This is a genomic window from Asticcacaulis sp. AC460, from assembly GCF_000495795.1.
Classification (GTDB): Bacteria; Pseudomonadota; Alphaproteobacteria; order Caulobacterales; family Caulobacteraceae; genus Asticcacaulis.
This window is the reverse complement of record NZ_AWGD01000021.1, coordinates 238,281-251,837: the sequence shown is the minus strand read 5'-3', so window position 1 is coordinate 251,837 and position 13,557 is coordinate 238,281. Positions and strand designations below refer to the sequence as shown.

Genomic DNA, 13,557 nt, shown 5'->3' with positions numbered 1-13,557 from the left:
GGCGGTCCGGCCGGCGCGGTCGTGGGCGGCGCCATTGGCGGCGCGGCCGGCGACGACAGCGTTAACTGCCGCTATGAGCGCTACGAAGGCGCCTATTACGGTGATGGCTACGACAATCGCGACCGCCGCCAATACACCGAAACCTACGGCAACGACCGCGGCCGTGACAGCTATCGTGAAGGCTATCGCGACGGCTACAACGACCGTAACGGGCCCGACTACCGCCTGAACGGCCTGGACCGCGGCTACCACGCCGACGGCTATTACTACCGCCGTTCCACCTATCGTGAGGGCTATTACGACCGTTACGGCGTCTGGCATTCGGATCGCGACTCTCGCGACCGTAGCTATCGTCCATACTGAGGAAGGAGAAAAACCATGATCAAGGCACACACCCTGAAACTGACCCTGGCCGCCACACTGGCTGCCCTGATGGCCGTCCCGATGGCGGCTTCGGCCCAGGACTATGACGGCTACTGCTATCAGCGCAAGAAGGAGGCCGGCCGCAACGGCGCCATTGTCGGCGCCATTATCGGCGGCGCTATTGGCTCACAGGTCTCCAAGAACGAACGCGGTTTGGGCACGGTCGGTGGCGCCGTCATCGGCGGCTCGATCGGCCATAACGCCGGCAAGAAGAGCGTGAAGTGCTACAACGGCGACTACTACTCGTACGAGAACGGGTATTACGAGCCGCGCGAGGCGCCGGACGGCTACAGCGTCGTCTACTACGAGTCCCGGCCGAACCGCCGTTCCTACGACCGCGTCCACACCGGTCGCGAGGCCTATCGCGACGGCTATGAGGATGGCTACCGCGAAGGCCGCCGCGATGACGACCGCTGGTAAAATAAAAGCGAAAAGGCCCTCTGGAAACAGGGGGCCTTTTTCGATTCTTAAACCCTTTGTGGCGAAAATATCGGCCATGTCCCGCTTACCCAGTCGCCGTTTCGTCCTTACCGCCTTGCCAATAGGCCTCCTCGCCGGCGCGGCGCAGGCCAGTGAGCACGGATCCAAAACTGCCGCGGAACCCTCGGTCCGCCTGGCCTCGGTCGGTATCCCGGTGATGCGCGACCGCCAGGTCGTCAACTATCTGTTCCTCAGCATCCGCATCAACCTGTCGATGACGGCGCCGGAGGGCAAGCTGCGCGAGCTTGAGCCCGTCTTCCGCGATACGGTGATCCGCGTCTCGCACCGAATCTCGTTCGGCCAGACCGAGCGCCACGACCTGCTGGACGAGGCGCGGTTCAAATCGGTCATGATGCCCGAATTCGTCAAGATCGCCGGGCCCGGCAATATCAAATCAATCGATATCCTGTCGCAGAGCCCAAAGAAGCATTTAAGCTAAGTATTTGTATTTCCATAACAACGGTTTTGGGTGCGTCGCAACAATATTCGCACCCGCGGCAAAGCCTTTGACTATAATGGCTTGCCGCGTTTTCTTGCCTTGAAACTGGTTTCGACTTTTGGCACTCTCCGCCCCAATCAGAAAGCAAGGGGCTGATTTTCTTTCGATTTCGAAAGCAATTCTGGCGCTGTTCTGATCCCGAAAACCCGGAGGGCGGCCCCTGACCCGCACCTCCTGATAATGATACAGGGGTAAATTATGAATAATGCTTTGATGCTGGCCATTGGGGCCGGCATAGTGGGACTGCTGTACGGTGTCGTACAGGCCTTGTCCTTGATGAAGGCCAATGCCGGCAATGCGCGGATGCAGGAGATCGCCGCCGCCATCCAGGAAGGCGCGGCCGCCTATTTGAAGCGCCAATACATCACCATCGGCATCGTCGGTGTGGTGATTTTCGTTCTGGCCTTTTTTGTTCTCGGCCACCTTTCGGCGATCGGTTTCGCGGTCGGCGCCATCCTGTCGGGCGCCGCCGGTTATGCCGGCATGCTGATCTCGGTCCGCGCCAACGTCCGTACGGCTCAGGCGGCTTCGGAAAGCCTGGCCAAGGGCCTGAACATGGCCTTTTCGGCCGGCGCGGTGACCGGCCTGTTCGTGGCCGGCGGCGCGCTGCTGGGCGTGGCGGGATATTATGCCGTCCTGACCGTGGCCCTGGGCCTGGCGCCCACCGACCGCGACGTCATCAACGCCCTGGTCGCCTTGGGCTTCGGCGCTTCGTTGATCTCGATCTTCGCCCGTCTGGGCGGCGGTATCTTCACCAAGGGCGCCGACGTCGGCGGTGACATGGTCGGCAAGGTCGAAGCCGGTATCCCGGAAGACGATCCCCGCAACCCGGCGACCATCGCCGACAACGTGGGTGACAATGTCGGTGACTGCGCCGGCATGGCCGCCGACCTGTTCGAAACCTACGCCGTGACCACGGTTGCGACCATGGTCCTGGCCACCATCTTCTTCGGTGACAATCCCACGCTTCTGAACATGATGCTGATGCTGCCCCTGGCCATCGGCGGCGTCTGTATCTTCACGTCCATCATCGGCACCTTCTTCGTGTCGCTGGGCAAGAGCAACGACATCATGGGCGCGCTCTACAAGGGCCTGATCGCCACCGGCGTCCTGTCGGTTGCCGCCCTGTATGCCGTCATCCACTTCTTCGTCGGCGTCGATACGGTCATCACCTATGATGGTGCGCCGCATGCCTTCACCGGCATGACCCTGTTCTGGTGCGGTATCGTCGGCCTGGCCGTCACCGCCGCCTTCATCGTCGTGACCGAATACTACACCGGCACCGGCAAGCGCCCGGTCGTCTCGATCGCCCAGGCGTCGGTGACCGGCCACGGCACCAACGTCATCCAGGGCCTGGCCGTTTCGATGGAATCCACCGCCATCCCGGCTCTGGTCATCTGCGCCGGCATCATCTCCTGCTACCTGCTGGCCGGCCTCTTTGGCATCGCCATCGCGACCACCACCATGCTGGCCCTGGCCGGTATGATCGTCGCCCTGGACGCCTTTGGCCCGGTCACTGACAACGCCGGCGGCATCGCCGAAATGGCCGGCCTGCCCAGCGACGTCCGTCACACGACCGATGCCCTGGACGCTGTCGGCAACACCACCAAGGCAGTCACCAAGGGCTATGCCATCGGTTCGGCCGGTCTGGGTGCCCTGGTGCTGTTCGCCGCCTATACCTCCGACCTGCAGCACTTCGCCGAAACCGCCACCACCGGCATCTTCGTCGGCATGGAAAACCTGACCTTCTCGCTGTCGTCGCCGTGGGTCGTCGTCGGCCTGCTGATCGGCGGCCTGCTGCCGTACCTGTTTGGCGGCATGGGCATGACCGCCGTCGGCACCGCGGCTCAGGCCGTGGTCGAGGAAGTCCGCCGTCAGTTCCGTGAGGATCCGGGCATCATGGCCGGCACGTCCAAGCCGAACTATGGCCGCGCGGTCGACATGCTGACCAAGGCCGCGATCCGGGAAATGATCATCCCGTCGCTGCTGCCGGTTCTGTCGCCGGTCGTTCTGTTCGCCGTTGTCTATTACCTCGGCGGCGCGGTCCCGGCCTTCGAAGCCGTCGGCGCCATGCTGCTGGGCGTGATCGTCACGGGCATCTTCGTCGCTATCTCGATGACCTCGGGCGGCGGCGCCTGGGACAACGCCAAGAAGTCCTTCGAAGACGGTTTCATCGACAAGGACGGCGTGAAGCACCTGAAGGGTTCCGACGCCCACAAGGCCTCGGTGACCGGCGACACGGTCGGCGATCCTTACAAGGATACGGCCGGCCCGGCCGTCAACCCGATGATCAAGATCACCAACATCGTCGCTCTGCTGATGCTGGCGGTCCTGGCTGGCCACTAAGCCCCGTTGATCTGACTTTGAAGCCCCTGCCGGCAACGGCGGGGGCTTTTTTGTTCGTTCTGAAACAGCGCAAGGGGAACACGGAAAACACCGAAGGCCGCTGCGCGGCGGCACGGAAGTCACGGAATTCCGGGCGTTCAATCTCCCGCGCGAAGCCCCTTCTGATGTCTGCAGAATGCGCCTGTGGCGTACATAGACACCCTCCATCTGGCTTCTCTGGCTTATCTGTGGACAACCCTTTGCGTAGGTTCCGCCATGTCGATGGCGGTCAATTCTGCCAACGTTCGGACCGGTGGCGACGTCTGTGAGGTGGTCCACAGATAAGCCAGAATAGCCAGATGGACAGCGTTATCGCGGACCTTCTGACGCAGGCGGAGCTTATATTAAGGCGCTGCGCGCAGGAGAGGGATCAACCGGAATTCCGTGACTTCCGTGTCGCCGCGCAGCGGCCTTCTGTGTTTTCCGTGTTCCTCTTGCAAGGCGGGCTGGACCGTCTCGGGGCTCCCAATCAAAAAAGCCTCCGGCAACAACCGGAGGCTCCTGAAACTCAAAAAGATCGCAACACCTACTCGCGGCGGCGGCGGCCGCCGGGGTTGGTGTCGCTGCTGTTGTCGATGCGCTGCTGGCCGACCGTACCCAGAACCTGCTCCAGCGCTGTCAGGGCGCGACCACGGGTCGGGGTCTTGTTCTGGTTCGGCGTCAGCTCGCGGCCATCGGCCAGTAAAAGCGTCTTGACCTCGGTCACCGTCTGGCCCGTCGGGTCGAAATTGATCACCGTCACATTGCGCTGTGTGACCTTGGCCTGCTTGTAGGTCATGCGCTGCGACGTCTGGTCGATATAGTACCATTCCGTCGGCTTGTAGGTCGAGGTCTGCGACGGATCCCCCAGCTTGTCCAGAACGGTCGCCTTGGTATCGCCGACAGCAATATCCCGCGACGGCAAGGCGTCATAGGCCAGGTAACCATTGTGAGTCACGGTCGGCGCGCAGGCCGAAGCCAGGACCATCAGGCCGGTGGCGGCGCTCAGCAGGGCTACGGTCTTGAAGGAAGGCAGGCGCATGGATATCCTGTGAGACAAGTAAAAACGGTATTTGACCTATCGGAAAATACGGCTTACGGCAAGCATAAGGCCTAATGAAGGCGAAAGACCAGTAATTTTTTTACCACGATCGTGGCCGTCCGGCGACGTTCGCGGAGGGTAAGATGGCCAGCTTCCTCGACGTATTCACCGGCTTGTTCAAACCCCGTCCCGTCAAGGCGACCGGCGACCGGCTGTACGCCGCCTGCGTCTCCCAGGCGCGCCTGCCGCGCTTCTATCTGGACTATGGCGTGGCCGATGAAATCGGCGCCCGGTTCGAACTTTTGACCCTTCACGTGGTCATGGTTGTAACACGGCTGAAATCCGAAAAGACCGAACAGGCGGATGACACCGCCCAGGCCCTGTTCGATGCCTTCCTGCTGGCGCTGGACGACACCCTGCGCGAACAGGGCACGGGCGACCTGACCGTACCCAAGAAGATGAAGACGATCGGCCAGGTGGTCTATACCCGCCTGGCCAAGTGGGATGAGATGTGGCGCGAAGGCGCCGATGGGGAGGCGAGGGGCGACTACGCCGCGCGCACCATCTATGCCGGCGACGACGAAGAGGTCTCCGAAGCCGGACGCCTTAAAGCCGGCGCCCTGACTGACTATATAGACAATGCACGCGCCGGCCTGACAACGGCCGACCTGCTGGCCGGCCGTATCGGCTGGCCCGAGCCGGCAGCGCTAGACCAAGCCGCGTAAGGAGTGGGGACCATGGATACGCAAGACGACAAGGGCCTGTGGGAACACAAGGTACGCTTCGACACCGCATTGCGCGGGCTGAAACTGGAACTGACGGCGGACGAAGAACGTCGCGCCGTTATCGCGCAAGGCTTCGGCATGGTTTCGCTCGACGCCCTGACGGCCCATGTCGAAACCCGGCCGGTTTCCGGCCCGGTGCCGATGGTCCATATCAAACTGTCGCTCGATGGAAACGTCACCCAGGAATGCGGCGTCAGCCTGGAGCCCTTCAGCCACGGCCTGTCCGGCGACCTGGAGATCGACTGCATCGAAAAGGCCAGGGTCACCAACCAGGTTGTTGAAGTCGGCGAGCACGAACTGCGGCTGAACGACCTCGATGAGCCCGACGTCATCAGCAATGGCCAGATCGACCTGGGCCAGTATGTCATCGAAGCCCTCGGCGAGGCCTATGACCCGTTCGCGCGCAAGCCGGGCGTGGTGTTCGAGGAACCCGAGGTCGAACGTGAACCGTCGCCATTTGCAGTACTGGCCAAACTGAAGCGCGAGGAGTAAGAGAGGCGCGACGGTGCACCTCCGCAATATCGCTTGCATAGTTGCGAACTCACGCTATCGTCCGCCGCTCGTTTTCGCGTAACCATCTTACAGGTCTTTCCACTCCGTGCCGACCGACTCCATACCTGCCCAGGCCGCCTTGATTCCCGCCGGCGCGCTTGTCATCGCCATCGACGCCATGGGCGGCGACCATGGCCCGGCGGTGACGGTGGCCGGCGCGGCCATCGCCCTTGAGGCCCGGCCGGACCTGTTTTTCCAGCTTCACGGCGATTCGGCGAAGATCGATCCGGAACTGGCCCGCCTGCCGGCGCTCAAGGCCCGCAGTGTGGTCGTCCACACCGACCAGTTCGTCGCCATGGACGAAAAGCCGGCCCAGGCCATCCGCCGCCGCAACACCTCGCTGGCCAACGCCATCCACGCCGTCAAATCGGGGGAGGCCCGCGCGGTCATCTCGGCCGGCAATACCGGCGCCCTGATGGCCCTGTCCAAGATGATCCTGAAGATGCTGACGGCGGACCTGGAACGGCCGGCCATCGGCTGTTCGTGGCCTAACCGGCGTGGTTTCGGCACCGTGCTGGATGTCGGCGCCAATGTCACTTCGGACGCGCACCAGCTGATCGAATTTGCCATTATGGGCGCCGCCTTCCACCGCGCCCTGCGCGGTACCGAAAAGCCCAGCATCGGCCTGCTCAATATCGGCTCCGAAGACGTCAAGGGCCACGATGATGTCCGCGAAGCCCACCAGCTTCTGCGTGAAAATGCCCTGGGCCTGAACTATTATGGCTTTGTCGAAGGCACCGACCTGTGCGACGGCACCGTCGACGTCATTGTCACCGATGGTTTCACCGGCAATGTCGCCCTGAAGACGGCCGAAGGCACGGCGCGCTTCATCAAGGACCTGCTCAAGGACGCCTTCAAGTCGTCGCCCCTGGCCATGCTGGGCGCGTTGCTGGCCGGTTCGGCGCTGAAAGCCATGGCGCGGCGCATCGATCCCGGCGCTGGCAATGGCGGACCTCTGCTCGGCCTGAAAGGCATCGTCATCAAATCGCACGGCGGCGCCGAAGCGCGCGCCTTCTCCAATGCGATCAACGTCGGGGTCTCCCTGGCCGCCAGCAACTATGAAAAAGACATTGCCGCCGCTCTGGCACGCTTTTCGCAAAGCGTAGCGGAACATCCGGCCCCCCTTGCCGCAACCGCGGTGGATACAAATATTACCGCCGTGGCGGGACAGTAAGGTACTTCGAAAAGCATGGCTATGCTGAGATCGGCGGTCACGGGGGTAGGTGGATATCTGCCCGAACAGATCGTCACCAATGACGACTTCACCAAGATGGTCGATACGTCCGACGCCTGGATCGTCGAACGGACCGGCATCCGCCAGCGCCACAAGGTGGTGCCGGGCCAGAAGACTTCGGACCTGGCGGTCGAAGCCGCCAGGATTGCCCTGGCGGCTGCAGGTCGGTCGCCGGACGACGTCGACATGGTCATCGTCGCGACCACCACGCCCGACATGCCGTTTCCCTCGACCGCGTCGATCGTCCAGCAGAAACTGGGCGCCCGCCCGTGTGCGGCTTTCGACGTTCAGGCCGTGTGCTCGGGCTTCGTCTACGCCCTGAGCGTTGCCGACGGCTTCGTTGCCCGTGGCATCGCGCGTTGCGTCCTGGTCATCGGCGCCGAGGTGATGAGCCAGCTTCTCGACTATACCGACCGCGGCACCTGCATCCTGTTCGGTGACGGCGCCGGCGCCGTGCTGCTGGAGCCGGTGGAAGGTGAGGGGACCTCGGCCGATCGCGGTATCCTGGGCTTCGACCTGCAATGCGACGGCTCCAAGATGGACCTGCTGTATGTCGACGGTGGGGTGTTTGAGGACTCGAACCGCATCGGCAAGATCCGCATGCAGGGCAACCAGGTGTTCAAGCACGCCGTGCATAAGATCTCGGAAGCCGCTGAAAATGCGGTGAAAAAATCCGACCTCGACATAGCCGACGTCGACTGGTTCATTCCGCACCAGGCCAACCAGCGTATCCTGAATGGCGTGGCGGACAAACTGGGCTTGGACCGTGACAAGGTGATCTCGACGGTAGCCATGCACGCCAACACCTCGGCGGCGTCGATTCCGCTGGCCTGGTACTGCGGTGTCCAGGACGGCCGGGTGAAGCCGGGCGACCTGGTGCTGATCGAAGCCCTGGGCGGCGGCCTGACCTGGGGCGCCGCGGCGATCCGGCTGTAGGGCTTCCCCCAAAACGGGCGGAAAATCAGCGATTTCGCCTGACTCATGTTTTTTGTCATAAGATCGCCATAAGCCTTTGACGGCAACGGGATTTTGCGGCATTGTCTCCGGGGTGCGGCTCGGAATGTGAGTCCGGGCCCCGACATACGGCGACCATCAATCCCCGGGGCAACTGAGCATGAAATCGCAAACTCTGACGCGTGCCGAACTTTTTGAAGACGTGCATAACGAGCTGGGCCTGCCCCGCCAGGAATGCGCCGCCATCGTCGAGCGCACCCTGGACCTGGTGGTCGATGCGCTGGAACGCGGTGAGATGGTCAAGCTTTCGGGCTTCGGCGTCTTTCAGGTCCGCGAAAAGAACGCCCGCGTCGGCCGCAACCCCAAGACCGGCAAACCCGCCGCCATCGATCCCCGCAAGGTGATCAGCTTCCGCGCCTCCCAGATCATGAAGGCGCGGGTCGACGCCGGGGCCGAAAGCTAGGCACACCCATTTTCAGAGACGACTGAGCAGGACGCACAGTGACCAAAGGGCCTTTAGCCTTACGCACCATTTCCGAGACCGCCGACCATGTCGGCGTGCAGCAGCATGTGTTGCGGTTCTGGGAAACCAAGTTTCCCTTCATCCGTCCGACCAAGCGCGCCGGTGGCCGCCGTTTCTACCGTCCCCAGGATATCGAACTGCTGATGGGGGTGAAGACCCTGCTGTACGATCGCGGCTACACCATTCGCGGCGTCCAGAAACTGTTCAAGGATGAAGGCCAGAAGGCGATCCTGTCGCCGGGCAGCGAAGGCGCCGGCGGTTACGTCACCGAACAGGGCGTCGTGCCGCAGGACGACATGCCGGAAGACGCCGGACAGGTCCGCAAGTCGATGTTCGACTTCGCCGAGGATCTCGACGGCCTTCAGGCCAAGATGCTGTCCCAGGAGACACGCGAGCGTTTTCTGAACATCGCCAAGGCGCTTGAGGAAGCCCAGGAGCATCTGGGCCGCCATATTGGCCGCACCGGCGGCCGGGGCCAGCCCCGCGGTAAATTCTCGTAATCCCTGAACCGGCCTGCCGCTAAGACAGAAAAAAAGCCGATCCCGTAAAGGATCGGCTTTTTCATTCAATGGTCGGAGCGACAGGATTCGAACCTGCGACCCCTTGACCCCCAGTCAAGTGCGCTACCAGGCTGCGCCACGCTCCGTCATCACTTCACAACAAAGGTGAAGGAAGGCGGCTTATAGAGACGAAAATTCGCGTCTGCAATCCCCGTCTCCGAATTATTCAGAGAAACCTGCTGCCCCCCGAACCTACTGCCCCGCGGCCTGCTTGAGGGCCGTCTGCAGCTCGACGACGCTGGGGTCGTAATTGTACCGCAGCGACACGCTCAGCGAGTCGTCGGCCTCCTTGACCTTGCCGCTGAAGAACAGGCCCAGCCCGTGTGCTGCCCAAACCTTGCCGCGCATGGTGTCGTCCAGGTCATAGGTTTGCGACAGTATCTTTTCGGCGTAGGCCACGATGCCCGGGCCGTTCTGCATCTGCACCAGGGTCGCCAGATACTCGTTCTGCAGCGGGTGATTATGCGGGAACATGATCAGGCCCTTGTTGAACGCCGCCAGGGCGCCCGGGAAGTCACCCTGTTCGTACTTGATCCAGCCGACCGTGTAGGCGACGGACGAATGGTTCAGTTCCGGCTGCTTGACCACCGGTAGGATGGCCGGGAAGCCGGTGTCGATGCCCTTGTCGCGCTGAACCCCCAGCACGACGTTCTGATAGGTGGTGTAGGCGTTGATATGGTTGCCGTTGCACACCTCCGCCCGGACTTCCGCGGCGGGCAGGCTGTCGAGATGCCGCTGCAAAGCCGGCAGGATCGCCGCCATCTTGGCCGGATCCTTGGGGTTCATGGCGGTAAAGGCCGTGCTCAGGTCGGTGGACATGGACTGCGACTTGGTGAAATAGGCGTCGCAGGTGCCCACGGCGCCGGCGCTGTCGGTCGCCGCAGAGCCCGCATCGGTCACCACGCCGCCGGTCCCCGGTACGGCGAAGCCCGAGCCCGCCACATCCGGCGCGCCGGTCATCTCGTCGTCGACCTTGCCGGCGTCACGCAGATAGTTGACGATGCCCGACGGATCGACAGCGGATTGCGCCAGCGCCGTCAGAGGCGAAAGGCATGTTGCCGCTGTCAGGACGACGAAAAAGGTCCTGGATTTGAAGATCATGAGAGCCCCCTGTAAAAGCCCGTTAACCAAAGCAATCATTGATACACGGATTTTGCCGGGCGACAACGGATTAACAGGATTTGTAATTTTCCCGGAGAAGAACGCGCCATATCGTGGCGTTCGTGCTATGGTCAGGTGGCAAAACGGGGAGAGGGACGATGCGGACGATTCTGGCGACACTATGCGGACTGCTGCTATCGGGCGCGGCCCTGGCTGCCGACTTGCCGGCGCCGCCGTCTCCGATGGTTGATCCTCACGCCGGGCCGTTCAATCCCAAGGGGCCGGCCGTCGACCGGTTTGCCTTAGGCGCTTTTCAGCATGGCTTTGGTAAAGACAAGCTTCAGGTAATCGCCAAGTCCCTGGGCGTGGGGTCGGTGCGCGAGCTGGGGGGCGCCTACTACCAATATCTTTGCTACGACCTGCCGGAACGGCGCGAAAGAGTCTGGCTGGCGACCTTCGACGAAATGGGTGAAGGTGGCGTCGACGCGGTGACGGTCAAATCCCTGACATCGGGCGACGCGCCCGCGGGTACGTGTCCCGCCCTTCCGGCCAAGTTTCAGCCTGTCGTTATCAGCGGAAAGGTCCGCCTGGGCGTGACGCGCGCCGATCTGGTTGCCCTCTATGGAAAGCCGGGCCTGGAAACCGGCGGTTGGCTGGTTTTCGGCGGCGGCGGTGAGGGCTGGCGAACCTCCATCACGGTCCGGCTGCAGAACGACAAGGTGGTCTTCTTGTATGCCGAAAACACCTCTACCGATTGAGCGGCGTCATTGAACCGTCACATAACTGTCGTATACTCCGAAGCGTAAGGAAAACAGAAAAAGAGGAGACTGAATGAAGACTGATATGGCCTTGTGGCAGGCCCTGAATGCCTACGATATCGACGCCGCCGACGCGGTGTTGCCCTTCAGCCGCCGGCTGGCCCGGGACAATGACTGGTCCTACGCCCATGCCCAGGCAACGGTTGAGGAATATAAGAGGTTTATCTACCTCATCTGCATATCCGGCACGGTGCTGACGCCCTCGGAAGATGTCGATCAAGCCTGGCACCTGCACCTCATCTATACGCGCGACTACTGGGACCGTTTTTGCGACCGGACCCTGGGGCGGAAGATCCACCACAGCCCGACCGAGGGCGGCGTGGCCGAGGATGCCAAATACTTCGATGCCTACCGGCGAACCCTGGACCTTTACGAAGCCGAGTTCGGCACCCCGCCGCCCGTGGCGATATGGCCCAGCCCCCGGCAACGGTTCGAAACCAACAGCCGCACATCTCATGTGATCCGCCTGCCGAAACGGCAGGTTTTTTTATGCCTGGCGTCCGCATCGGCCCTGATGCTGGCTGGCTGCGCGACCCAGGCCATAGCGGCCACAGATACGGTCCTGGCCTGGGCCGGTTTCGCGGTGATGGCCGTCATCCTGATGGCGCTGAACCTGAAAAACCTCAAGATCGGCGGACTGGCCGGATTTTTCATCGTCGGCGTTCCGCTCGTTGGGTTCCTGACCTGGATGTATGGCGACTTCGCCCACGACATGACCAAAGGGCTTCTGCCGATGGACTACAGCCGTGCGCTGATGGCGACAGTCTTCCTGGGGATCTGGATGTTGATGTACCTGGCACCCAACACTGGCGGCCGGAGGTCCGGCAGCGGCGGCGGGTGCGGCGGAAGCTCCGGGTGTAGTTCCGGGTGCGGCAGCTCAGGCTGCGGCGGCGGATGTGGTGGCGATTGATTTAGCAAAAGGAGAGAGACAGATGAATATAGGACTGGTTCTAATCGTGATCTCGATCATCGTGGTCATTGTGATTGTTACCTTTGCCATCAGCAGCGGCCGCCGCGGTGGCGGAACAGGCGGCGATACGTCCGGCGACAGCGGATCGGGCTTTCTGTGGTGGTCCGCTACGGACGGGGGCAGCAACGATGGCGGCAACACCTCCGATGGCGGAGGTGCTTCGGACAGTGGCGGCAGTAGCGACGGCGGGAGCAGCAGCAGTGACGGCGGCGGCGGGGGAGGCGGCGGCGACTAGGCTGAAATGGCCGAACGGGTATGAAATTGCCACTTTCAAACTTTGCAAATTCGCCCGCAATTATGTTTAGTTAGGTGGAATAGTTGAAAATTACCAATACCTTATACCTCCCCGTTATACGGGGAGCGGGGCGGCCCGTGCCGTGGATCATTTGCTGGAAGCAAATGAGACGGTGGGGGATTTGGCCCGCTGACTGTGGGATTTCGTTGGTCCCCAGCCGTCAGCATTTCTAAAATCGCATTGAGATCAGATTTCCCGATCCCTAATCTTTACGCTGTCTTGAATACCCAAGGAGCCTAAAGATGACCGACTTCCTGCAACAGGCCTGGTTTCCCATCACTGCCATGCTGGCGGTCCTGACTTTTCTGGTTCTCGCGCTGAACCAGCGTGACCGTCAGCGCCGCCGCGACGCGCTGCGTAGTCGGCCGATCATTGTCACCCCGGCGCAAGTCGATCGAGACGACGACCGGCTGGGCTGAGCTACTTCTTCTTTTTCCACTGATACCGTTCCGACCAGGCGATCAGCGGGATCAGCGGCAGGCCCCAGACCGTCCCGGCCAGGCCGTAGAAGATCAGCGCGGTGATGGGGCCACCGCGAATCATTTCCCCCAGCGACGCGACCAGCCAGACGTAGAAGAACAGGAAGACGATGATGCCGGCACAGGCGATGGCGCGGCGTTGCGGCAGACCCAGAATCGTCTTTTGGGCGGGCTTTTTCTCGTCGCTCATGACTCAGCGCTTCTCGGTCAGGCGGGTCAGGTGGAACAGGCCCAGCAGCACGGTGCTACCGACCAGGGACACCAGAAGAATCGACATGAATTTGTCGTCCAGCATGTCCGAGGTCTGGACGAAGAAGTTCAGCAACACGGCGCCGAAAACCCCGACGAACAGGTTGATCGGAAAGCTGAAGCGCGACTTGCTCATGGCATTGGCGATCCATCCGACGACAAAGCCGGCGAGCGTCGCCAATATGTAGTTCTCTGCGTTCATGACCGCTATTTCTTTTCGTGCGCCGCT

17 protein-coding genes, 1 tRNA gene and 1 pseudogene are annotated in these 13,557 nt (G+C 62.0%); 14 read left to right on the top strand and 5 right to left on the bottom strand.

What is annotated here, in order from left to right; all coding sequences use genetic code 11:
* The 4 genes and pseudogenes from ABAC460_RS50170 to ABAC460_RS37430 all read left to right on the top strand — a co-directional run.
* Window positions 1-363, top strand: a pseudogene (locus tag ABAC460_RS50170) (hypothetical protein); the annotation flags it as partial.
* 15 nt (window positions 364-378) lie between these two features.
* Window positions 379-843 carry a glycine zipper 2TM domain-containing protein gene (locus ABAC460_RS37440; protein WP_023453846.1) on the top strand — a complete coding sequence of 155 codons (465 nt, stop codon included), beginning with the start codon at window positions 379-381 and terminating at the stop codon, window positions 841-843.
* 76 nt (window positions 844-919) lie between these two features.
* Window positions 920-1,342 (top strand): hypothetical protein, encoded by a 423-nt coding sequence (locus ABAC460_RS37435; RefSeq protein WP_023453845.1) that lies wholly within the window; start codon window positions 920-922, stop codon window positions 1,340-1,342.
* A 258-nt stretch (window positions 1,343-1,600) separates the two neighbouring features.
* Window positions 1,601-3,748, top strand: a complete 2,148-nt coding sequence (locus ABAC460_RS37430; protein ID WP_023453844.1) for a sodium-translocating pyrophosphatase — start codon at window positions 1,601-1,603, stop codon at window positions 3,746-3,748.
* A gap of 565 nt (window positions 3,749-4,313) precedes the next feature.
* On the opposite strand, the gene ABAC460_RS37425 is transcribed toward ABAC460_RS37430, so the two are convergent.
* Entirely contained in the window at window positions 4,314-4,808 is a 495-nt protein-coding gene (locus tag ABAC460_RS37425; RefSeq protein ID WP_023453842.1) for an outer membrane protein assembly factor BamE, read from the bottom strand.
* Window positions 4,809-4,951: 143 nt separating this feature from the next.
* Between ABAC460_RS37425 and ABAC460_RS37420 the strand changes: the two genes are divergently transcribed.
* The 6 genes from ABAC460_RS37420 to ABAC460_RS48340 all read left to right on the top strand — a co-directional run bounded on the left by ABAC460_RS37420 (window position 4,952) and on the right by ABAC460_RS48340 (window position 9,356).
* Window positions 4,952-5,533: a ubiquinol-cytochrome C chaperone family protein gene (locus tag ABAC460_RS37420; RefSeq protein WP_023453841.1), complete on the top strand. Its 582-nt coding sequence runs from the start codon at window positions 4,952-4,954 to the stop codon at window positions 5,531-5,533.
* 12 nt (window positions 5,534-5,545) lie between these two features.
* Window positions 5,546-6,085: a YceD family protein gene (locus ABAC460_RS37415; RefSeq protein WP_023453840.1), complete on the top strand. Its 540-nt coding sequence runs from the start codon at window positions 5,546-5,548 to the stop codon at window positions 6,083-6,085.
* 106 nt (window positions 6,086-6,191) lie between these two features.
* Complete coding sequence (gene plsX / locus ABAC460_RS37410; RefSeq protein WP_023453839.1) at window positions 6,192-7,319, top strand: phosphate acyltransferase PlsX; 1,128 nt, start codon at window positions 6,192-6,194, stop codon at window positions 7,317-7,319.
* 15 nt (window positions 7,320-7,334) lie between these two features.
* Window positions 7,335-8,315 (top strand): beta-ketoacyl-ACP synthase III, encoded by a 981-nt coding sequence (locus ABAC460_RS37405; RefSeq protein WP_031236863.1) that lies wholly within the window; start codon window positions 7,335-7,337, stop codon window positions 8,313-8,315.
* Between the two features lie 178 nt (window positions 8,316-8,493).
* The gene (locus ABAC460_RS37400) at window positions 8,494-8,796 is read left to right on the top strand and encodes an integration host factor subunit alpha (protein WP_023453837.1); all 303 of its coding nucleotides are present in this window, start codon (window positions 8,494-8,496) and stop codon (window positions 8,794-8,796) included.
* Window positions 8,797-8,834: 38 nt separating this feature from the next.
* Entirely contained in the window at window positions 8,835-9,356 is a 522-nt protein-coding gene (locus ABAC460_RS48340; protein ID WP_023453836.1) for a MerR family transcriptional regulator, read from the top strand.
* 69 nt (window positions 9,357-9,425) lie between these two features.
* Here ABAC460_RS48340 and ABAC460_RS37390 read toward each other — a convergent pair.
* Window positions 9,426-9,502: transfer RNA gene (locus tag ABAC460_RS37390), tRNA-Pro, on the bottom strand.
* Window positions 9,503-9,608: 106 nt separating this feature from the next.
* Window positions 9,609-10,517, bottom strand: coding sequence for a hypothetical protein (locus ABAC460_RS37385; RefSeq protein WP_023453835.1), 909 nt, complete (start codon window positions 10,515-10,517; stop codon window positions 9,609-9,611).
* 158 nt (window positions 10,518-10,675) lie between these two features.
* Between ABAC460_RS37385 and ABAC460_RS37380 the strand changes: the two genes are divergently transcribed.
* The 4 genes from ABAC460_RS37380 (at window position 10,676) to ABAC460_RS49720 (ending at window position 13,019) form a co-directional block, all read left to right on the top strand.
* Window positions 10,676-11,275, top strand: a complete 600-nt coding sequence (locus ABAC460_RS37380) for a hypothetical protein (protein ID WP_023453834.1) — start codon at window positions 10,676-10,678, stop codon at window positions 11,273-11,275.
* A 73-nt stretch (window positions 11,276-11,348) separates the two neighbouring features.
* The gene (locus ABAC460_RS37375; protein WP_023453833.1) at window positions 11,349-12,245 is read left to right on the top strand and encodes a glycine-rich domain-containing protein; all 897 of its coding nucleotides are present in this window, start codon (window positions 11,349-11,351) and stop codon (window positions 12,243-12,245) included.
* 22 nt (window positions 12,246-12,267) lie between these two features.
* Window positions 12,268-12,540, top strand: coding sequence for a hypothetical protein (locus tag ABAC460_RS37370; protein ID WP_023453832.1), 273 nt, complete (start codon window positions 12,268-12,270; stop codon window positions 12,538-12,540).
* 302 nt (window positions 12,541-12,842) lie between these two features.
* Window positions 12,843-13,019 (top strand): hypothetical protein, encoded by a 177-nt coding sequence (locus ABAC460_RS49720; RefSeq protein ID WP_023453831.1) that lies wholly within the window; start codon window positions 12,843-12,845, stop codon window positions 13,017-13,019.
* A 1-nt stretch (window position 13,020) separates the two neighbouring features.
* Here the strand turns inward: ABAC460_RS49720 and ABAC460_RS37365 are convergent, their stop codons facing one another.
* On the bottom strand, window positions 13,021-13,269 hold the full coding sequence (locus tag ABAC460_RS37365) for a DUF2842 domain-containing protein (RefSeq protein ID WP_023453830.1): 249 nt from the start codon (window positions 13,267-13,269) through the stop codon (window positions 13,021-13,023).
* A 3-nt stretch (window positions 13,270-13,272) separates the two neighbouring features.
* Window positions 13,273-13,530, bottom strand: coding sequence for a transglycosylase (locus ABAC460_RS37360; protein ID WP_023453829.1), 258 nt, complete (start codon window positions 13,528-13,530; stop codon window positions 13,273-13,275).
* Between the last annotated feature and the right edge of the window lie 27 nt (window positions 13,531-13,557).